At 70.3% G+C, this 20,932-nt stretch carries 17 protein-coding genes; 11 read left to right on the forward strand and 6 right to left on the reverse strand.

What is annotated here, in order from left to right; translation table 11 throughout:
* Window positions 1–61 precede the first annotated feature (61 nt).
* Window positions 62–727, reverse strand: coding sequence for a TetR/AcrR family transcriptional regulator (locus MICNX66_RS04460; RefSeq protein WP_187663458.1), 666 nt, complete (start codon window positions 725–727; stop codon window positions 62–64).
* Between the two features lie 125 nt (window positions 728–852).
* Complete coding sequence (locus tag MICNX66_RS04465; RefSeq protein WP_187663459.1) at window positions 853–1,137, reverse strand: hypothetical protein; 285 nt, start codon at window positions 1,135–1,137, stop codon at window positions 853–855.
* 174 nt (window positions 1,138–1,311) lie between these two features.
* Between MICNX66_RS04465 and sucC the strand changes: the two genes are divergently transcribed.
* Entirely contained in the window at window positions 1,312–2,478 is a 1,167-nt protein-coding gene (gene sucC / locus MICNX66_RS04470; protein WP_025103777.1) for an ADP-forming succinate--CoA ligase subunit beta, read from the forward strand.
* Window positions 2,479–2,506: 28 nt separating this feature from the next.
* A complete protein-coding gene (gene sucD / locus MICNX66_RS04475; RefSeq protein WP_187663460.1) occupies window positions 2,507–3,409 on the forward strand; it encodes a succinate--CoA ligase subunit alpha in 903 nt (300 codons plus the stop codon).
* Window positions 3,410–3,540: 131 nt separating this feature from the next.
* Here sucD and MICNX66_RS04480 read toward each other — a convergent pair whose 3' ends face one another.
* A complete protein-coding gene (locus tag MICNX66_RS04480; protein WP_187663461.1) occupies window positions 3,541–5,016 on the reverse strand; it encodes an NCS2 family permease in 1,476 nt (491 codons plus the stop codon).
* Window positions 5,017–5,107: 91 nt separating this feature from the next.
* Between MICNX66_RS04480 and MICNX66_RS04485 the strand changes: the two genes are divergently transcribed.
* From MICNX66_RS04485 to MICNX66_RS04520, 8 genes are all read left to right on the forward strand, one after another.
* Window positions 5,108–6,394 (forward strand): cell division protein PerM, encoded by a 1,287-nt coding sequence (locus MICNX66_RS04485; protein WP_187663462.1) that lies wholly within the window; start codon window positions 5,108–5,110, stop codon window positions 6,392–6,394.
* Window positions 6,395–6,455: 61 nt separating this feature from the next.
* Complete coding sequence (gene purN / locus MICNX66_RS04490; protein ID WP_101847100.1) at window positions 6,456–7,043, forward strand: phosphoribosylglycinamide formyltransferase; 588 nt, start codon at window positions 6,456–6,458, stop codon at window positions 7,041–7,043.
* A 31-nt stretch (window positions 7,044–7,074) separates the two neighbouring features.
* On the forward strand, window positions 7,075–8,682 hold the full coding sequence (gene purH, locus MICNX66_RS04495) for a bifunctional phosphoribosylaminoimidazolecarboxamide formyltransferase/IMP cyclohydrolase (protein WP_187663463.1): 1,608 nt from the start codon (window positions 7,075–7,077) through the stop codon (window positions 8,680–8,682).
* Window positions 8,683–8,826: 144 nt separating this feature from the next.
* The gene (locus MICNX66_RS04500) at window positions 8,827–10,344 is read left to right on the forward strand and encodes a DNA-3-methyladenine glycosylase 2 family protein (protein ID WP_187663464.1); all 1,518 of its coding nucleotides are present in this window, start codon (window positions 8,827–8,829) and stop codon (window positions 10,342–10,344) included.
* Window positions 10,341–10,838: a methylated-DNA--[protein]-cysteine S-methyltransferase gene (locus MICNX66_RS04505; protein WP_187663465.1), complete on the forward strand. Its 498-nt coding sequence runs from the start codon at window positions 10,341–10,343 to the stop codon at window positions 10,836–10,838. The genes MICNX66_RS04500 and MICNX66_RS04505 overlap by 4 nt, the downstream gene beginning before the upstream one ends.
* Before the next feature lie 305 nt (window positions 10,839–11,143).
* A complete protein-coding gene (locus tag MICNX66_RS04510; RefSeq protein ID WP_232089190.1) occupies window positions 11,144–13,090 on the forward strand; it encodes an ABC transporter ATP-binding protein in 1,947 nt (648 codons plus the stop codon).
* Window positions 13,087–14,898: an ABC transporter ATP-binding protein gene (locus tag MICNX66_RS04515; RefSeq protein ID WP_060923216.1), complete on the forward strand. Its 1,812-nt coding sequence runs from the start codon at window positions 13,087–13,089 to the stop codon at window positions 14,896–14,898. The genes MICNX66_RS04510 and MICNX66_RS04515 overlap by 4 nt, the downstream gene beginning before the upstream one ends.
* 91 nt (window positions 14,899–14,989) lie before the next feature.
* Window positions 14,990–15,811 carry a hypothetical protein gene (locus MICNX66_RS04520; RefSeq protein ID WP_187663466.1) on the forward strand — a complete coding sequence of 274 codons (822 nt, stop codon included), beginning with the start codon at window positions 14,990–14,992 and terminating at the stop codon, window positions 15,809–15,811.
* 85 nt (window positions 15,812–15,896) lie between these two features.
* On the opposite strand, the gene MICNX66_RS04525 is transcribed toward MICNX66_RS04520, so the two are convergent.
* Window positions 15,897–16,355, reverse strand: coding sequence for a GNAT family N-acetyltransferase (locus tag MICNX66_RS04525; RefSeq protein WP_101847088.1), 459 nt, complete (start codon window positions 16,353–16,355; stop codon window positions 15,897–15,899).
* A 164-nt stretch (window positions 16,356–16,519) separates the two neighbouring features.
* Between MICNX66_RS04525 and MICNX66_RS04530 the strand changes: the two genes are divergently transcribed.
* A complete protein-coding gene (locus MICNX66_RS04530) occupies window positions 16,520–18,739 on the forward strand; it encodes an NADP-dependent isocitrate dehydrogenase (protein ID WP_187663467.1) in 2,220 nt (739 codons plus the stop codon).
* 167 nt (window positions 18,740–18,906) lie between these two features.
* On the opposite strand, the gene MICNX66_RS04535 is transcribed toward MICNX66_RS04530, so the two are convergent.
* Both MICNX66_RS04535 and MICNX66_RS04540 read right to left on the reverse strand, forming a co-directional pair.
* Complete coding sequence (locus tag MICNX66_RS04535) at window positions 18,907–20,394, reverse strand: L,D-transpeptidase family protein (RefSeq protein WP_232089191.1); 1,488 nt, start codon at window positions 20,392–20,394, stop codon at window positions 18,907–18,909.
* Between the two features lie 115 nt (window positions 20,395–20,509).
* Entirely contained in the window at window positions 20,510–20,914 is a 405-nt protein-coding gene (locus tag MICNX66_RS04540) for a RidA family protein (RefSeq protein WP_187663468.1), read from the reverse strand.
* Between the last annotated feature and the right edge of the window lie 18 nt (window positions 20,915–20,932).

The raw sequence follows: 20,932 nt of genomic DNA on the forward strand, positions 1-20,932 counted from the left end.
TCCTTCGTGACACCAGGTATCGTACTCCTCGATACTCGGTATCACGACCTCTCCGGCGGGCTCAGTCGAGCTCGGAGCGCAGCCTCCGCGTGACCTCGGCGACGGGCATCGAACGCGGGAAGACCGCCACCACCATGTCGTCCGGAGCCCCCGCCGCGGTGTCCTCGCCGACGCCGTACCGTCGACGCGCATCCGCGAGCGCGGACTGGAGGGTGGACAGCGGCACCTTCTTGCGTCCGCGCAGGAGCTGTCGCAGCACGTGGTTGTGCACCGCCGTCACGAGCGCCGCGAAGCCCACCGCGTCCAGCGGATCCACTCCCGGCAGGGCGCTGCGCAGGTACTCGTCGAACAGCCGCTCGTAGCGGAACACGGTGATGATCTCGCGTTCACGGAGCACCGGCACCTCCCGCACGATCTGGTACCGCCGTCGCGCGAGCTCCGGGTCGTTCGCGAAGTGCGTGAACACGGACTCCGATGCCGCGCAGACCGCGCCCCACGGATCGTCGTGCCCCTCGTCGAGGAACTCCCGGAGCTGCTCCAGCAGGACCTCGTGATCGGCGAAGACAACGTCCTCCTTGCCACCGAACTGCCGGAAGAAGGTCGACCGGGAGACGCCGGCGGCCTTGGCGATCTGCTCCACGGACGTCTGGTCGAACCCCTGGGCGCTGAAGAGTTCGAGCGCGGCGGCGACGACGCCCCCGGTGCGCAGCTCTGCGGATTCCTCCATGGCGAAATCCTAGACCGCCGTGGGGCTCACGCCCGAGCGTCCCCGCGGGAGCGCACCGCTGACGCAGTTCCAGGACCGGCGGTTCCGTGAGGGCGCGCGACCGTCCATGCTGATCCTGGCTGTGGTCACGAGGCATCCGGGGTTCGCCGACTCGCGCGCGAGTCCGATGCCCGATACCGCCGAGCGATCCGTATGAAGAGGTCCAGGGCCTCGGCTTCGGAGCGGAAGCGGAGCGGCGCATGGAAGCGCTCACCGCGCTCGTCGGCCTCCCAGACGATCCACTCCTCGCCTTCGCGCTCGATCCAGGCGGACGACTGAGGTCGGCCTGTAGGGCCGAACCAGTTCGCGGTCGCGGTGAGCTTCTCGTCGCGGATGATGCGCTGCGCCTGGGCGCCGGTGAGGTCGCTCACGTCGTCTCCTCCGTCTTGCTCCGACGCCGAGAATCGTACCGGAGGCGTCGGCGGGTCGGGGAGGGCGTCGGGGCGTCGGAGCGTTCAGCCTGCGGTAGTAGGCTGGGGGACTGGTCGATGTCTCGACATCGAGAGAATCACCAGACCAGACCGCAGCCCAGTGAAGGAAGCACAGTGGATCTGTACGAGTACCAGGCACGAGACGTTTTCGAGAAGTACGGAGTGCCGGTCCTCGCCGGCATCGTCGCGGACACCCCCGAGGAGGTGAAGGCGGCTGCCGAGAAGATCGGCGGTGTCGTGGTCGTCAAGGCCCAGGTCAAGACCGGAGGCCGCGGCAAGGCCGGCGGCGTCAAGGTCGCCAAGACCCCCGATGAGGCGTACGAGGCCGCGAAGGCCATCCTCGGGCTCGACATCAAGGGCCACGTCGTCAAGCGCGTCATGGTCGCGCAGGGTGCCCGCATCGCCGAGGAGTTCTACTTCTCCGTGCTGCTCGACCGCGCCAACCGCTCCTACCTCTCCCTGTGCTCCGTCGAGGGCGGCATGGAGATCGAGCAGCTCGCCGTCGAGAAGCCCGAGGCCCTCGCCCGCGTCGAGGTCAACCCGCTGACCGGCATCGACAAGGAGAAGGCGGTCGAGATCGCTCGCGCCGCGAACTTCCCGGAGGACCTCGTCGAGAAGGTCTCCGATGTGTTCGTGAAGCTGTACGACGTCTACAAGGGTGAGGACGCGACGCTCGTCGAGGTCAACCCGCTCGTCCGCACCGAGGACGGCGACATCATCGCGCTCGACGGCAAGGTCACGCTCGACGACAACGCCTCCGAGATCCGCCACCCCGAGCACGAGGCGCTCGAGGACAAGGACGCCGCCGACCCGCTCGAGGCCAAGGCCAAGGCGTCGGGCCTCAACTACGTCAAGCTCGACGGCGAGGTCGGCATCATCGGCAACGGCGCGGGTCTGGTCATGTCGACGCTCGACGTGGTCGCCTACGCCGGAGAGAACCACAACGGCGTGAAGCCCGCCAACTTCCTCGACATCGGCGGCGGCGCCTCGGCCGAGGTCATGGCCGCCGGTCTCGACGTCATCCTCGGTGACCCGCAGGTCAAGAGCGTGTTCGTCAACGTGTTCGGCGGCATCACGGCGTGCGACGCCGTCGCCAACGGCATCAAGGGTGCCCTGGAGACGCTGGGCGACACGGCCTCCAAGCCGCTCGTCGTCCGCCTGGACGGCAACCGCGTGGACGAGGGTCGTGCGATCCTCGCCGACTACGCGCACCCGCTCGTGACCCTGGCCGCGACGATGGACGAGGGCGCCGACAAGGCCGCCGAGCTCGCCAACGCCTGACGCTTCGACAGGATTTAAGGAACAGAACATGTCGATCTACCTCAACAAGGACTCCAAGGTCATCGTCCAGGGCATCACCGGCGGCGAGGGCACCAAGCACACCGCGCTCATGCTCAAGGCCGGTACCCAGGTCGTCGGCGGCGTGAACGCCCGCAAGGCCGGCACCACGGTCTCGCACACGGACAAGGACGGCAACGCCGTCGAGCTCCCCGTCTTCGCCTCGGTCGCCGAGGCCATGAAGGAGACCGGCGCCGACGTGTCGATCGCCTTCGTCCCCGGCGCCTTCACGAAGGACGCGATGATCGAGGCCATCGACGCCGAGATCCCGCTGCTCGTCGTCATCACCGAGGGCGTCCCCGTAGGCGACTCGGCCGAGGCCTGGGCCTACGCGCAGAGCAAGGGCAACAAGACCCGCATCATCGGGCCGAACTGCCCCGGCATCATCACCCCCGGTGAGGCGCTCGTCGGCATCACGCCCGCGAACATCACCGGCAAGGGCCCGATCGGCCTCGTGTCGAAGTCGGGCACCCTGACCTACCAGATGATGTTCGAGCTGCGCGACCTGGGCTTCTCGACCGCCATCGGCATCGGCGGCGACCCGGTCATCGGCACCACGCACATCGACGCGCTCGCCGCGTTCGAGGCCGACCCCGAGACCAAGGCCATCGTCATGATCGGCGAGATCGGCGGCGACGCCGAGGAGCGTGCGGCCGAGTACATCAAGGCGAACGTCACCAAGCCGGTCGTCGGCTACGTCGCGGGCTTCACGGCTCCCGAGGGCAAGACCATGGGGCACGCCGGTGCGATCGTCTCCGGTTCCGCCGGTACCGCTCAGGCGAAGAAGGAGGCCCTCGAGGCCGCCGGCGTCAAGGTCGGCAAGACGCCGTCCGAGACCGCCGCTCTCATGCGCGAGATCATCGAGTCGCTCTGATCTGAGCTACGCTCGATCTGAAGGCCCCGGGCTCCACCCCGGGGCCTTCGTCATACCCTCACCTCCCTCGAATCACGCACATGGCCCCATTCCGTGTCGGAATGGGGCCATGTGCGCGACTCGGAGCGGGGCTAGATCCCGACGCCGAAGAGGGCCTCGATGGGACCGCGGGCGAAGAAGATCAGGAAGCCGGCGCCGACCACCCACAGCAGCGGGCTGATGGTCTTGGCCTTGCCGGAGAAGGCGTGGATGAGCACCCAGCTCACGAAGCCCGCCCCGATGCCGTTGGCGATCGAGTACGTCAGCGGCATGACCGAGACCGTGAGGAACACCGGCAGGAGCACCCGGAAGTCGCCGAAGTCGATGTGCCGGATCTGGGCCATCATCATGGCACCCACGATGATGAGCGCCGCGGCGGCGATCTCCGTCGGGACGATCGAGGTCAGCGGGGTCAGGAACATCGCGATGAGGAAGACGATGCCCGTCACGACGTTCGCGAGTCCCGTCCTGGCACCCTCGCCGATACCCGCGCCGGACTCGATGAAGACCGTGCTGGAGGACGACGAGGTCGCACCACCGGCGATCGCCCCGACACCCTCGACCACGAGGGCCGACTTGATGCGCGGGAAGTCGCCGTTGTCGTCGGCCAGGTTGGCCTCCTTGGCCAGGCCCGTCATGGTGCCCATGGCGTCGAAGAAGTTCGTGAAGAGGAGCGTGAAGACGATCATCACGAGGGCGACGAGGCTGACCTTGCCGAGGTCGAACGAGAAGTCGACGGCGCCGATGAGGCTCAGGTCGGGGACGCTGACGGGGGAGCCGTTCAGTGCCGGGACGGTGAGTCCCCAGCCGCCGGGATTCACGACATTGCCCTCATCATCGACGCCGCGGGCGCCGATGTGCCAGATGGCCTCGACGATGACCGCGAGCACGGTGCCGCCGATGAGGCCGATGAGCATCCCGCCCTTGATGCGGAGCGCGACGAGGATGCCCGTGAGGAGCAGGGTGATCACGAACAGCAGGCTCGGCACGGTCGCGACCGACCCGTTGACACCGAGGCCGACGGGCGGCGACGAGGCGCCGGTCGCCGTGACGAAGCCCGAGTTCACGAAGCCGATGAAGGCGATGAACAGGCCGATGCCGACCGTGATCGCGATCTTCAGCTGGAAGGGCACGGCGTCGAAGATCGCCTTCCGCAGCCCGGTGGCGGCGAGGAGCACGATCACGACACCGTTGATCATCACGAGCGCCATCGCCTCGGGCCAGGTGACCTGGCCGACGACGGAGAACGCGACGAAGGCGTTGATGCCGAGGCCGGCGGCGAAGCCGAACGGCAGGCGGGTGACGACACCGAAGAGGATCGTCATGACGCCGGCGGTCAGGGCCGTCGCGGCACCGACGGCGTTGAAGTCGAGCATGTCGCCGGCGACGTCCGGCTTTCCGGAGAGGATGATCGGGTTCAGGATCACGATGTAGGCCATCGTGACGAACGTCACGAGGCCTCCACGGATCTCGGTGCCGATCGTCGATCCGCGCTTGCTGATCTCGAAGAAGCGGTCCAGGGTACCGGTGGGTTCGGTGGACGCCGGGGCGGGTGGGGCAGTAGTCATCGGGAAACCTCCGGAGAAACGCTACCGTGTCGTCCGCCTCGCGCGCGCCCACGGGGGCCGGACCGGAAGTCGTCGTAGTCTCGAAGGCGCTATGCAACGCCTCCTCGTCGCGCTCCTCGCCGCCCTCGACGCCGCCATCGCGGCCGCCGTCGGGCTGGCGGTGCTGCTGGCGCCGTTGACGCTCCTGTGGACGCTCGCGTTCGGTGTCACCGCGGACTGGGGGGCGCTGTGGCCGCTCACCGGAACGCTGTGGGAGTTCGGGCACGGTGTGCCTCTGGAGATCACGATCCCGGACGCCCTGCTCGTCACCCTGGCGATTCCCGCAGACGCCGCGCGGTTCGTCGTCTCGGTCACGCCGCTGGCGTTCCTGCTGCTCACCCTGCTCTTCGCGGCGCGCTCCGGCGCCCGGGCCGCACGATCCGGCGCGTGGGTGCTGGGTTCCCTGTCGGGGACGGTCGTGTTCACCGTGATCTCGACGGTCGTCGCCCTCACATCCGCGCTGGGCGCCGCACGAGTCCCGCTGGCTCTCGCGATCCTCCTGCCCCCCGCCGTCTACCTCGTGGGCGCCGTGTGCGGTGCCGTCCGCGTGGCGTGGGAGGACGGCGACGGCGGCGTGCTGGACCGCATCCACGACGTTCTGGACGCCAGGGAGGACTGGGCGCCGGTACCGTCCGCGGTCGTGCGCGGGGCGGCGTTCGCGCTCGTCGGTGTGCTGGGGGCTGCCGCGTTGGCCGTCGCCCTGTCGGTCCTGACCCGTGGGGGCGAGGTCGTCGCGCTGTTCCAGGCGGCGCGGGTCGATGCCCTCGGGGCGACCGTGCTGACCCTCGGGCAGCTGGCCTACCTTCCGACACTCGTGGTGTGGGCGGCGTCCTGGCTCGCCGGCCCCGGGTTCGCTGTCGGCGCGGGCACCGCGGTGTCGCCCGCGGGGACGCAGCTCGGCGTGGTCCCCGGCATCCCCGCCTTCGGTCTGCTGCCGGAGAACACCTCGATGTGGATGCTCATCGTCATCCTGATCCCGGTGGCCGCCGGGGCGTTCGCCGGGTGGGCCGTGCGCTCGCGCCTCGTCTGGGAGGGGACACCGCTCGGGCTCCTGCAGCGGTCGGTGATCGCGGTCGGGATCGCCGCGGTCTCGGCCGGTGTGGCCGCGCTCGCCGCCGCCTTCGCGAACGGCTCGATGGGCCCGGGGCGACTCGAGGTCGTGGGACCGGCGGTGCTGCCGTTCGCGTTGTCGCTGGGAGCGGAGGTGCTCGTCGGCGCGGCGATCCTCCTGCTGTCCCCGCGCAACCGCGACGAGCTCGCGGAAGAGCGCACGGACCGCTGGATCGAGGAGATGTCCACGCTCGGCTCCGAGGACCCCGCCGACGACGACCGTCGCTAGGCGTCCCTAGCGCTCTGCGGACCGGGTCGGAGCGTCGCCGGCACGCCGGTAGACTGGGCGCGTGCTCACGGTCGCCGTACTCATCTCGGGCGCCGGCTCGAACCTTCGCGCCCTCCTCGAGGCCGCTCGTCACCCCGATTTCCCGGCGCGTGTCGTCGTAGTCGGGGCGGACCGCGAAGCCGACGGGCTGGCCCACGCCGAGGAGTTCGGCATCCCCAGCTTCACCGTGCCGTGGCACGAGCACGAGAGCCGCGAGGCGTGGGGCGAGGAGCTGGGTCGTCAGCTCGCCGTCTGGACGCCGGACCTCGTGGTGCTCAGCGGGCTCATGCGCCTGCTGCCGTCCTCGCTCGTCGCCGCCTACGCGCCCCGGATCATCAACACCCACCCCGCGTACCTCCCGGAGTTCCCCGGAGCCCACGGCGTCCGCGACGCCCTCGCCGCCGGGGTCCGCGAGACCGGCGCCAGCGTGATCGTCGTGGACGACGGCGTCGACACCGGCCCCATCCTCGCCCAGGAGCGCGTGCCGATCAGGGCCGACGACACCGAGCACACCCTGCACGAGCGCATCAAGCCGGTCGAGCGCCGGCTCCTCATCGATGTCGTCCGGCGCATCGCGACCGGCGACCTCGCCCTGACTTCCGCCCCCTGACCCCCGACGCCCCCGCACGAAGGAGCCCATCATGGCCGGCCCCCGCCACGACCCCACGCTCTACCGCGATCGCGACACGGTGCCGATCCGGCGCGCCCTCGTCTCGGTCAGCGACAAGACCGACCTGCTCGTGCTCGCCGCCGCGCTCGCGGAGGCGGGCGTCGAGATCGTCTCGACGGGCTCCACGGCGTCCACCATCCGCGACGCCGGCTTCGAGGTGACGGACGTGGCCGCGGTCACGGGTGTCGCCGAGATGCTCGACGGCCGCGTCAAGACCCTGCACCCGAAGGTGCACGGCGGCCTGCTCGCCGACCTGCGCCTGGAGGACCACGAGCGTCAGCTCGCCGACCTCGACATCGCGCCGTTCGAGCTCGTCGTGGTCAACCTCTATCCGTTCGTGGAGACCGTGGCCTCCGGTGCCGAGGGCGACGACGTGGTGGAGCAGATCGACATCGGCGGCCCCGCCATGGTGCGCGCGGCCGCGAAGAACCACGCCAACGTCGCGATCGTCGTGTCGCCGCAGTCCTACCCCGCGATCGTCGCGGCCGTGGAGCAGGGGGGCACCTCGCTCGCCCAGCGCCGGGAGCTCGCGGCGCGGGCCTTCGCGCACACCGCGGCCTACGACACGGCGGTCGCGCAGTGGTTCGCCGAGGGGACCCTCAACGAGCCGGGCGACCTTCCGGCGCATCTGACGATCCAGGCCGAGCGGCTCGCGACGCTCCGCTACGGCGAGAACTCCCACCAGCGCGGCGCCATCTACACCCGCGCCGGGGGCCACGGCATCGCCCAGGCCACGCAGCTGAAGGGCAAGGAGATGTCGTACAACAACTACGTCGACGCCGACGCCGCCCTGCGCGCCGCCTACGACATGGTCAAGCCCGCCGTCGCCATCATCAAGCACGCGAACCCCTGCGGGATCGCCACCACCGCCCCGAACGCCCTCGACCCGATCGCCAGCGCGCACCTCCGTGCGCACGAGTGCGACCCCGTGTCGGCGTACGGCGGCGTGATCGCCGCGAACGGCACCGTGACGCTGAAGATGGCCGAGAACCTGAAGGACATCTTCACCGAGGTCATCGTGGCGCCGTCGTTCGAGCCCGCGGCCCTCGAGGTCTTCAAGGCGAAGAAGAACCTGCGCCTGCTGCAGCTCCCCGAGGACTGGCAGCAGGAGCGCATGGACGTGCGGCTCGTGTCCGGCGGTCTCCTGCTCCAGGACGCGGACCGCTTCCCGGACGACATCGTCTCGGTCGCGAAGAACTGGGAGCTCGTGTCGGGTGAGCGTCCGAGTGACGAGGAGATGGAGAACCTGATCTTCGCGTGGAAGGCCTGCCGGGCGGTGAAGTCGAACGCGATCGTCCTGGCGAAGGACAATGCGACGGTCGGCGTCGGCATGGGCCAGGTCAACCGGGTCGACTCGTGCCGCCTCGCGGTGGAGCGGGCAGGGGATCGTGCCGCCGGATCGGTCGCGTCGTCCGATGCGTTCTTCCCCTTCGCGGACGGTGCCCAGGTGCTCATCGACGCGGGTGTCACGGCGATCGTGCAGCCCGGTGGGTCCGTTCGTGACGAGGAGGTCGTGGATGCCGCGCGCAAGGCCGGCGTCACGATGTTCTTCACGGGGGAGCGTCACTTCTTCCACTGACCGAGACCCCGGTCTTCCGTCGAGACCCCGGTGTGCGCACGTCTGCACCCCGGGGTCTCGGCGCGTCGGCGGGGTTTCGGGGAAGAAACCGCGATGTCCGATTTCCGCCAGCCGTAGCCCTGCGGGGGTGAGAGAGTGGAGGACATGAGCCTCCCCGTGACCGCGTTCGACGAGCGTTACCGAGCCATCAGCGCCCGGGACACCCGCTTCGACGGCCAGTTCGTCACCGCCGTGCGCTCGACCGGGATCTACTGCCGTCCGAGCTGCCCCGCCCGCACCCCCAAGCCGCAGAACGTGACCTTCTATCCGACCAGTGCCGCGGCGCACGAGGCGGGCTACCGCGCATGCAAACGCTGCCTGCCGGAGGCCGCCCCCGGGTCGCCCGCGTGGGACGTCCGCGGAGACACCGCCGCTCGCGCCATGCGGCTGATCGCGTCCGGCGTGGTCGAGCGCGAGGGCGTGCCAGGGCTCGCCGCGCGCCTCGGCTACTCGAGCCGTCACCTCACGCGGCTGCTGACGACCCAGCTCGGCGCCGGACCTCTGGCACTGGCGAGAGCGCATCGCGCCCACACCGCCCGCATGCTGCTCGTGGGGACGGACATGCCCATCGCCGACGTCGCCTTCGCCGCCGGCTTCCACAGCATCCGCCAGTGCAACGACACGATCCGCGAGGTGTTCGGCCTCACGCCCGGAGAGCTGCGCGCCCGCCGCCGCACGCCGTCCGCGTCCGTGCCGGGAACGATCGACCTGGTCCTGCCGTACCGGGGTCCCCTGGATGCGGCCGGCGTCTTCGCGTGGATGGCGGCGCGGGCGGTGACCGGGGTCGAGGAGGCCACGGCCACGGCGTTCTCCCGACACCTCCGGATGCCCGGAGGCCCTGCGTGGTTCGAGGTGCGTCAGGAGGAGACGGAGCGGCTGCACCTCCGGGCTCGGGTCGCGCAGCTCGGCGACCTCGCGCCGCTGGTGGCGACCGCGCGTCGGATCTTCGACCTCGACGCCGACCCCCTGGCGATCGACGAGGCCCTGGCGGCGCACCCGCCTCTCGCTCCCCTCATCGCGCGCACCCCCGGTATCCGCGTGCCCGGAGCGGCCGATCCGCACGAGATGCTCATCCGCGCGATGATCGGGCAGCAGATCACGGTCGTCGCCGCCCGCACCGCGCTCACCGCCCTCACCGACGCGCTGGGGGAGCGGACCCCCGAGGGGCTGCTGTTCCCGACGATGTCGGCCATCGCGGCCCACGGCGCCGAGGTGCTGCGGGGGCCCGCCGCCCGCATCCGCGCCGTCACCGGAGCCGCCGCCGCCCTCGCGGACGGGAGCCTGACCCTCACGGTCGGCGACGACGGCCCCACGCAGCGCGCGGCCCTGCTGGCGATGCCCGGCATCGGTCCCTGGACCGCCGACTACGTGCGGATGCGGGTGCTCGGCGATCCGGACGTGCTGCTGCCCGGTGACGTCGCCCTCCGCGCCGGTGCCGCGGCTGCCGGTCTCCCGGCCGAACCGAAGACCCTCACCGCCTGGGCGGAGCGCACCGCGCCGTGGCGGAGCTACCTCAGCGCGCACCTGTGGCGTGCCGCCCCGATCCGTCCCGCCGGACCGCGGAGCAAGACCGCCACCCGGCCCGCCCGCGGCCACGAATCCGACACCGAGGAGACCTCATGACCGCACTCATCCAGACCCTCGACACCGCCGACGGTCCTTTCACGATCCTCGCCGACGAGCGCCAGCGGGTGCTCGTGTCCGGGTGGACCGACGACGTCGAGGCGATCCTCGGACGCCTGCCGTCCCGAAGCCGTCCCGACGCCGTGCGGGAGGCCGAGACGGACGCGGCGGGCGCCGTCCGCGCGTACTATGCCGGCGACGTCACGGCGATCGACGCGGTCCCGGTCGCGCAGACCGGCACCGCCCTGCAGCTCGCCGGATGGGCGGCGCTCCGCGGCATCGCCCCGGGGGAACCGCTGACGTACACGGGCTTCGCGGCCCGGCTCGGCAATCCGCGTGCGGTGCGGGCCGCCGCGTCGATCTGCGCCCGCAACGCCCCGGCCCTGTTCGTGCCCTGTCACCGGGTGCTCCGCACGGACGGCTCTCTCGGCGGCTTCGCCTGGGGCCTGCCCGTGAAGGAGAGGCTCCTGGCGCGCGAACGCGCCGCCCGCTGACCTCTCGGTTCGAAGAGCCCGCTCCCCGGAGAGCGGGCTCCTCGTCGTCTCGGGAATTCCTCTTGCGCTCAGCTGGTTCACAGGAATAGGCTGATGGGCTGTCGCGCCAACCGGACGACCTCGCCGAGCCCTGAGGAGGACACCATGACCACGATCGCCACCGCGCGGATCGCCACCCTCGGCTCGACCCCGGCGCGCCCGCTCTTCTAGAGCCCCCGCCCTCTTCTGCACCGGATGCCGGGCTCCGTGAGCCCGCTCTCGCATCCGTCCTTTCACTCTTCTCATCCTCGACTCCTCTGAGAGACATGTCTTCCACGTCTTCCGCGCAGAAACCGTCCCCCTCGTCCTCCCTCTCCACGCCCGCCGCGCTGTGGCGGCTCAAGCCTTTCGTGAAGCCGGTCATCTGGCGTCTCGCCGGCGGTGCCGCCAGCGCGCTCGCGGCCGCGCTCATCGCGCTGATGATCCCCATCGTGCTCGAACAGATCATCGGCGGGCCGGTGCAGTCCGGAGCGCTCGACGCGATCGTCTGGGGCGCGCTCGCCGTGTTCGCCCTCGGCCTCGGCGAGGCGCTCATGGTCTGGCTCCGCCGGCAGTTCGTGCTGTTCCCGGCCACGCAGGTCGAGTACCGCATGCGCACCGAGCTCTACTCGCGACTGCAGACCCTCCCGGTCGCCTTCCACGACAGGTGGCAGTCCGGCCAGCTGCTCAGCCGCATGATGCAGGACATCGGCCTCATCCGCCGGTGGCTCGCCTTCGGCCTCGTGCTTCTCGTCGTGAACGTGCTGACGATCCTCATCGGCTCCGTCCTGCTGTTCCGCTGGCACTGGCTGCTGGGCACGATCTTCCTGGTGACGGCGATCCCGCTGTGGATCCGCGGCTACCTGTTCGAGAAGCGCTACGGCGCCCTCACGCGGCGCAGCCAGGACCAGGCCGGCGACCTCGCCACGAGCGTCGAGGAGAGCGTGCACGGCATCCGGGTGCTCAAGGCGTTCGGACGGGGCACGCACGCCCTCCGCCGCTTCAGCCGTCAGGCCGAGACGCTGCGCGAGACCGAGATGAGCAAGGCCCGAGCCATCGCCTCGATCTGGTTCTGGCTCGACCTCATGCCGCAGATCGCCTTCGGCCTGAGCCTGATGTCCGGCATCTGGCTCATCTCGCAGGACGCGATCACCTCGGCGGAGCTCTTCGCCTTCTTCGCGATGGCCGTCGTGCTGCGCTGGCCGATCGAGTCGATCGGCTTCCTCTTCTCGTTCATGCTGGACGCGCGCACGGCGACGGACCGCGTGTTCGACATCTTCTCGGAGACGAACACCATCACCGACCCCGCGAACCCCGTGCACATCGAGAACCCGCGCGGCGAGCTCGCATTCGAGAACGCGCACTTCCGCTACCAGGACGCGGCCCCCGACGAGCGGGACCTGCTCGACGGCATCGACCTCGTCCTCCGACCGGGTGAGACCATGGCGCTGGTCGGGCTCACCGGCAGCGGCAAGACCACCTTGACGACCCTGCCGACGCGGCTCTACGACGTGACGGGAGGGCGGGTCACGCTTGACGGCGTCGACGTGCGCGACCTCACCCTCGCCGAGCTGCGCGAGCACATCGCGATGGCGTTCGAGGACGCGACGCTCTTCTCCGCCTCGGTCCGCGAGAACGTCCTGCTCGGGCGCGCCGACCTCGACGTGCACAGCCCCGAAGCCGAGCGCGTCCTGCGCGAGGCGCTCGACGTCGCGCAGGCCGCCTTCGTCGACACGCTCCCCGAGGGCGTCGAGACGGTCATCGGCGAAGAGGGACTGAGCCTGTCCGGCGGACAGCGCCAGCGGCTCGCCCTCGCCCGAGCGGTGGCCGCCACGCCGCGGGTGCTCGTCCTGGACGACCCGCTGTCGGCGCTGGACGTCGACACCGAGGCCCTCGTCGAGGAGGCGCTGCGGCACGTGCTCGCCGACACCACGGCGATGATCGTCGCACACCGTCCGTCCACCGTGGCCCTCGCCGATCGCGTGGCGCTGCTGGAGGACGGCCGGATCACCGCGGTCGGCACGCACACCGAGCTGCTGAAGACGAGCCGGCACTACCGGCATGTCATCTCCAGCTTGGAGGCCGAGGAGGCGGCTCGCACCGGCGCTATCCCGATCATCCGCGACGAGCAGTCGGAGATCCACGACACCGTGCAGGACGGCATCCGCCAGGAGGCCGACGATGAGGCGCCGGGAAGCGCCTCCCGATTCGCAGGAGAGGAGGTGCAGCGATGAGCTCCCTCACCGGAACCCAGGACGAGGACCGCTCCCGCCTCACCACGGAGGAGAGCAGGGCGATCCGCCGTCGCTCGCTGCGGCTGCTCGGCTCGCTCGTGCGCCCGCTCAAGCCGCAGATCGTGCTCGCCGCCACGGTGCTCGTCATCTCGACGGCGCTGCAGGTGGCCGGGCCGATCCTCATCAGCATCGGCCTCGACCGCGCGCTGCCGGCGGTGCTCGACGATGCCGACTGGATGCCCACCTTCGTCGTCGGCGGGATCTATCTTCTCGCCGGCGCTCTGGCCGCCGTGCTCATCGCCTGGTACGTCATCATCGCGGCCAAGCTGACCCAGGCCGTCCTGCTGGACCTGCGCAAGCGCATCTTCCTGCACACCCAGCGCCTGAGCCTGGAGTTCCACGAGTCGTACACGTCCGGGCGGATCATCTCGCGCCAGACGAGCGACCTGGACTCCATCAAGGAACTCCTCGACGGCGGCCTGAACGAGCTCGTCTCCGGCGTGCTCTTCGGTGTCTTCACGTTCATCGCCCTGTGCGTGTGGGACTGGCAGTCCGGCCTGATCCTCGCGATCGGCGGCGTGCCGCTGTTCTTCCTCATGCGCTGGTTCTACTCGCGCTCCCAGCTCGTGTACCGCGAGTCCCGGGTGATCAGCGCGAAGGTGATCGTGCAGTTCGTGGAGACCATGACGGGCATCCGCGCGGTCAAGGCCTTCCGGAAGGAGCCGCGCAACGACGAGGCCTTCCAGGGCGTGGCCGGCGAGTACCGGGACGTGAACCGCCGCTCGATGCTGCTGTTCGGCACGTTCGAGCCGGGGCTCATGGGCGTCGCGGCGCTCGTCCTGGGCGTGGTCGTGCTGTGGGGCGGCATCCGGGTCTCGGAGGGGGCCCTGACGGTCGGCGTGCTGCTGTCCGCCGTGCTCTACGTGCGCAACTTCTTCGCTCCGATGCAGGAGATCGCGATGTTCCTCAACTCCTACCAGTCCGCCACCGCGGCGCTGGAGAAGGTGTCGGGCGTCCTGGAGGAGGTGCCGACGGTGCCGGACCCCGAGAAGCCGGTGGACCTCTGGGAGTCCCGGGGGCACATCCGCTTCGACGAGGTCACGTTCGCGTACAACGAGGACAAGACGATCCTGCCGAACTTCTCGCTCGACATCCCCGCCGGGCAGACGATCGCGCTGGTGGGGACGACGGGGGCGGGCAAGTCCACGCTGGCCAAGCTCATCTCCCGGTTCTACGACCCGTCCGCGGGGACGGTGACCCTCGACGGCGTCGATCTGCGGTCGCTGCACCCGAAGGACCTCCGCCGCGCGATCGTCATGGTCACCCAGGAGGCGTACCTGTTCAGCGGGACCGTCGCCGACAACATCGCGCTCGGGCGCCCGGATGCGACTCTGGACGAGATCCGCGAGGCGGCGCGGGCGGTGGGCGCCGACGCGTTCATCTCGGCGCTGCCGGACGGGTACGACACCGACGTGAACAAGCGCGGTGGTCGTGTCTCGGCAGGGCAGCGACAGCTCATCTCGTTCGCCCGCGCCTTCCTCGCCGACCCGGCGGTGCTGATCCTCGACGAGGCGACGGCCTCGCTGGACATCCCGTCCGAGCGGCTGATCCAGGACGCGCTGCAGACGCTGCTGGCCGACCGGACGGCGATCATCATCGCGCACCGGCTGTCGACGGTGGCGATCGCTGACCGTGTGCTCGTGATGGAGCACGGCCGGATCATCGAGGACGACACCCCCGCCGCCCTCATCGGCGGCACCGGGAAGTTCGCCCAGCTGCACGCGGCCTGGCAGGAGACGCTCGTCTGACGTCCTGCCGCGACAGTGGCCCCGGCATCCGTACGGATGCCGGGGCTTCCTCGTCCGGGCGCGGGTGCGCCGGGATCGGTAGCATCGAGGGATGGACCCCTTCCTCCTCGTCGCGGAGTGGTGGTGGCTCGCGCCGACCGCCGCCGCCGGGGTGACCGCGGGCGCGATCGGCGTCCGTCGGCGCAACACCCGCAGCGGCCGCCGGCTGGAGTACGACGCGGCCCGGCACGACCTCCGCGAGGCCCAGCAGCGCGCGGTGGTGCGACGGACGGCGCTGAAGGTGGCACGGGCCGACCTCGCCCGGGTCTCCGCCGAGCGGGCCGCGCAGCGGGCGAGCGCGGAGCAGGTGTCCGGCGCCCGACGCATGCTCAAGGAGCGTGAGCGCGACGCCAGGGCCGCGGCGGCCGACGTCCGCGCCCGGCGGGTCAGGGTGAACGCCGCTCGCGCCGCGATCCCCGCCGGCTCCGCGCCGCGGCCGCTGGAGCGCCTGTATGCGGAGCACGACGCGGTGACGGCGCGGTGGATGCGGTATGAGACAGACCCCGCGTTGCAGATCACCTATCCCGAGATGACGGACGTGAAGCGTCCGGAGACGGCCGCCTACCTGCGGGCCGCCGGTGCCGCGGTCGAGGCGCGTCGGCAGACGACGGGCCGGGTGACCGCCGCCGAGTACGCGGCGTACCGCGACGCTGTCGCGGAGCTGGAGCGGGCGTTCGAGGCCGCCGAGCACGCGGCGAAGGTCCAGACGGGCGAGGCACCTCCGACCGCGGCCTGGCAGGACGCCGCGCAGGACATGCTGCACCGCTCCGCGGAGGCCATCGACCGCGCGGCAGGTGCTGCCGCCTCAGCGCTCGCCGCGTGGAACAGTCGCCGGGGCAAGGGCACGCCTCCGGACGGCAACGGTCAGCGCTGAGGAGGATCGAGGTCGGGCCGTCCGGCGGGATCCGAGGGCGACGGAGTCTCGATGGGGGAGGGGATTCGAGACCCCGCCGCCGGTCTCAGGAGGGGACGCGGATCTCGGCGATGACCTCGCCGTAGGCCGTCTCCCCGACGGGGGTGAAGCCGACGCGACGGAAGAAGGCCTCCGGGCCGTCCTCGCCCGCTTCGTAGATCACGTTGACGTGGTCGACGCCGCGGGTGCGCGCTTCGTCGATGAGGTTCTCGACGGCGAAGCGGCCGATGCCGCGACCCTGGTCGTCCGCGTCGACGTTGATGCGCCACAGCACGGAGCGGAAGTGCTCCTCCGGGGCCTCGTCGTCGAAGTTGGCGCTGACGAAGCCCACGACCTCGTTGCGGTCCAGGATCACCCGCTGCCAGGAGGTCTGCGGGTTGATGACGGTGGCCGCGATGCCGTACGAGACGGGCGCGAGGAACTGCTCCTGTCCGGGCTTGAGCGACAGGTTGTTCACGGCGACGATCGTCGCGGCGGAGAGTTCGACCATGCGCAGTTCGGACATGCCCCCAGGCTAGCCCCTCCGCTCACCGCATTCATCACTCGGGCGGACTTTTCACGGACCGGTCACGTGCCGGACCCCGTCGCCGGGAGCGCCGCTTCGGGGCGAGGGCCGCTCAGGTATCTTGGTATCGAGACAAATAGCCCTCGTGAACGGAGAACCTCCCGGTGACCGACGACGCCATCATCTACACCTACACCGACGAGGCACCGGCACTGGCCACCGCCTCGTTCCTGCCGATCATCCAGGCCTACACGGGCCAGGCGGGCATCGAATTCGAGACGCGGGACATCTCTCTGGCCGGCCGCATCCTCGCCGCCTTCCCCCAGAAGCTCACCCCGGAGCAGCAGGTCGGCGACGCGCTGGCCGAACTCGGCGGCCTCGCCACGCTCCCCGAGGCGAACATCATCAAGCTGCCGAACATCTCCGCGTCGATCCCGCAGCTCAAGGCCGCCATCGCGGAACTGCAGCAGCAGGGCTACGACGTCCCCGACTTCCCGGACGAGCCCTCGTCGCTGGAGGAGAAGGACGTCCGCGCCCGCTACGACCGCATCAAGGGCTCCGCAGTGAACCCGGTGCTGCGCGAGGGCAACAGCGACCGCCGCGCGCCGCTCGCGGTGAAGAACTACGCCAAGAAGCACCCGCACCGCAATAAGCCGTTCGCCGAGGGCTCGAAGACCCGCGTCGCGACCCTCGGCCACGACGACTTCAAGCACAACGAGCGCTCGTGGGTCGCCGCTCACGACGACGTCCTGTCCTTCCGCCACACGGCGAAGGATGGCACCGTCACGGTCCTCAAGGAAGGACTCAAGGTCCTCCCGCGCGAGATCATCGACGCGACGTTCCTCTCCGCGAAGGAGCTGGACGCCTTCCTCGCGGACACCCTCGCGGAGGCCAAGGCCGACGACGTGCTCTACTCGGTGCACCTCAAGGCGACGATGATGAAGGTCAGCGACCCGATCATCTTCGGCCACGTGGTGAAGGCGTTCTTCAAGGATGTCTTCGACCAGTACGGCACGCAGCTCGCCGAGGCCGGACTGAGCGCGAACGACGGCCTCGGCTCCATCCTCGCGGGCCTGGCGAACGTCACCGGCGGCGAGGAGATCGCTGCGGCGTTCGACAAGGCCATCGCCGAGGGGCCGCGTCTGTCGTACGTGAACTCCGACAAGGGGATCACCAACCTCCACGTGCCGAGCGATGTCATCGTCGACGCGTCCATGCCGGCGCTCGTCCGCAACGGCGGCAAGCTCTGGGGCAAGGACGGCGAGGAGGCCGACACGATCGCGGTCATCCCCGACTCGTCCTACGCGAGCGTCTACCAGGCGGTGATCGACGATGTGATCGCGAACGGCCCGCTCGATCCGGCCACCATCGGCACCGTGCCGAACGTGGGTCTCATGGCGCAGGCGGCCGAGGAATACGGCAGCCACGACAAGACGTTCGAGATCACGGCGGACGGCATCGTCCAGGTGCTCGACAGCGAGGGCACCGTCCTCATCGAGCACGAGGTCGGCAAGGGCGACATCTGGCGCGCGACGCAGACCAAGCACATCCCCGTCATGGACTGGGTCAAGCTCGCCGTCGGCCGTGCCCGTGCGACCGGCGTGCCCGCGGTGTTCTGGCTCGACGCGAACCGCTCGCACGATGCCCAGATCATCGCGAAGGTGCACCAGGGCCTCGCCACGCTCGACACCAAGGGCCTGACGATCACGATCCTCGCGCCGGAGGAGGCGACGCGGTACACGCTGGCGCGCATGCGTCACGGTCTCGACACCATCTCGGTGACGGGCAACGTGCTGCGCGACTACCTCACCGACCTGTTCCCGATCCTCGAGGTCGGCACGAGCGCCAAGATGCTCTCGATCGTGCCGCTGCTCGCCGGCGGCGGACTGTTCGAGACGGGTGCCGGTGGCTCCGCTCCGAAGCACGTGCAGCAGCTGGTCGAGCAGAACTACCTGCGCTGGGACTCGCTGGGCGAGTTCTTCGCGCTGGCCGCCTCGCTCGAGCACTTCGCCGACCGCACGGGCAACGAGAAGGCCCGCGTGCTCGCCGAGACGCTGGACGCCGCGACCGGTACCTTCCTCGAGGAGGACCGCTCGCCGGGCCGCGCGCTCGGCACGATCGACAACCGCGGCAGCCACTTCTACCTGGGGCTGTACTGGGCGCAGGAGCTGGCGAAGCAGACGAAGGATCCGGAGCTCGCCGCGGCCTTCGCCCCGGTCGCCGAGAAGCTCGCAGCGAACGAGGAGGCCATCGTCTCCGAGCTCAACGCGGTGCAGGGCAAGCCGGTGGAGATCGGCGGGTACTACCGCCCGGACGAGAAGCTCGTAGCGGCGGTCATGCGCCCGTCCACGACGCTCAACGAGATCGTCGACGCCCTGCGCTGAGACGACGGAAGGGGGCGGATGCTGCGGCATCCGCCCCCTTCTCGCTGTCCGCCCTCCGCCAGGCCCGAGCACGACTGCGGAGCGCGACCGCGACACCCTGGGAGAGGGGACGCCTCGACGGCGTGTCGTTCCGCGTCTCCGAAGCTGTGCTCGGCACGCGAACCGGGTCAGTTGTAGACGGAGACCTCGAGGCCCACGGGGGACCAGTCGTAGACGTACTTGGCGAGGTCGATCGGCAGGTTCACGCAGCCGTGGCTCATCCGGTTGCCGAAGTTGTTGTGCCAGTAGGTGCCGTGGAAGCCGATGTTCGGGGCGAACCACGTGATCCAGGGCACGTCCTCGGTGCAGTACGGCGCACCTTCGTAGCAGCCCATGTCCTGCATCGACGTGTGCGCGAAGACCTTGAAGTTGCCGGTCGGCGTCGGCGTACCGGGCAGGCCCGTCGAGACCGCCCAGGACTGCACGACCTTGTCGTTCTCGAAGAGGTAGGCGCGCTGCGTGCTGAGGTTGATCTCCGCACGGCGGAACAGGTTCGTCGTCTCGAACGGCGTCTCGGTCACGGAGAGCGCGAAGGTGCCGTCGCCCGCGGCGAGCTGCGTCGCGAAGTCGTCGGCGATGCCGTCGGTGTCTCCCAGGGCGCGTCCGGTGGCGCCCTCCTTCTCGGCGCGCAGCACATTCCCCGCGGAGTCGACGATGTTGGTCGCGTTCACGGGCGCGCGGTCCACGGCGGCGGGCAGCGTGTCGACGGTGGTCTGGATCGCCGCCGGATCCGCCTCGATGCGGAGCTGGCCGTCTTCGTCGACCACGGTCAGCCAGGACGCGGCGACCGCGGGGGAGACCGGGACGGTGCGCTCCTTGCCGACGTAGAAGCCGATGGTGGACAGCATGGTGTTGAGGGTGGTGGCGGTCGCCGTCGCGTCGTCGTCGGACACGGCGGGCAGGGCTTCGACAGGGTCGCCCGGGTACTCGAAGGTCGTGCGTCCGTCGCCGACAGCCTCGACGAAAGCAGCGTTCAGATCGGCCACGTCGACACCGGTGCCGGGAACGGACGGAGTGACGGTGTAGGTGCCCTTCGCGGCGTCGAAGACCACGGCGGCGTCGACCGGGTCGACGAAGCTCCCGGGGACGGCCGCCCGGAGCGCGGCGGATGCGGTCTCCTGGTCGAGGACGATGTCCGCGGGCACGGGGTCGCCCATCCAGGCGCCGAGATTCCACATCGGATGCGCCGAGAACGCGGCATCGGCGAGGGCCGTGGCGTCGGCGGTCGCCCCCAGGTCGGCGCCGGTGAGCACGGCGTCGTCGCCGTCGCCCGTGAGGGTGACCTCGGTCTGGGCGAGGTGCGAGCTGATCGTCTCGGCGGCGGCACCGGGAGTCATCCAGCCCACCGGGATGCCCGCGACGGTGGTGCCGGGGGCGATGAGGATCATCGAGGCGGCGCCGGCGCCGAGCGCGACCACGCCGAGGCCGAGACCGATCCACAGGCCGAGGCGGCGTTTCTTCGGGGCCGGCTCGACGGGAGCCCAGGCCAGGGGCTGCTCGCCGGTCTGCGGCGGGGCCGTGTCGGTCGCCGCCTCCGGCGTCAGGACACTCGTCGGTGTCGCATCGTCGGGCTGTGCCCCCGTCGCAGTGCCCGGCGTGGAAATCAGATCGGTCACGAACTACACCCCCCGCAGTCTCGACGTGTCCTGTCGTCCATGGTACGGGATGGCTGGTAACGGGGAGGCAACGGTCCTGATAAGGTGCCTCCCCGTTCGCCAGGGGTGTCGGGGGTCAGTCGATGACGGCGAGCCCGTCGATCTCGACGAGCATCTCCTCGCGGGGAAGACCGGTGAAGACGGTGGTGCGCGAGGGCAGCACGCCGCTGGTCGTGTGGGCCTCGACGAACGCGCCGTAGGCCTCGTTCATGATCGGGAAGTCCTCGCGCGTGGTGAGGTACACGCGCAGCATCACGACATCGTCGAACGTGGCGCCGGAGGCCTCCACGATGGCCTTGACGTTCTCGAGCGTGCGGGTGGTCTGCGCCGCGACGTCGCCCGGGTACAGGTACTCGTTGGTCTGCGGGTCGACGGGGCCCTGGCCGGAGACCTGGACGATCGGGCCCTTGCGGACGCCCTGGGAGAACGTGTGCGCGGGAGCGGGGGCGGCGTCGGTGGAAACTCGTGTCTTCGCGGTCATGCCGCCAGCCTAGTAGCC

Origin of the sequence: Microbacterium sp. Nx66 (assembly GCF_904066215.1) — a bacterium.
GTDB classification, from domain to species: domain Bacteria; phylum Actinomycetota; class Actinomycetes; order Actinomycetales; family Microbacteriaceae; genus Microbacterium; species Microbacterium meiriae.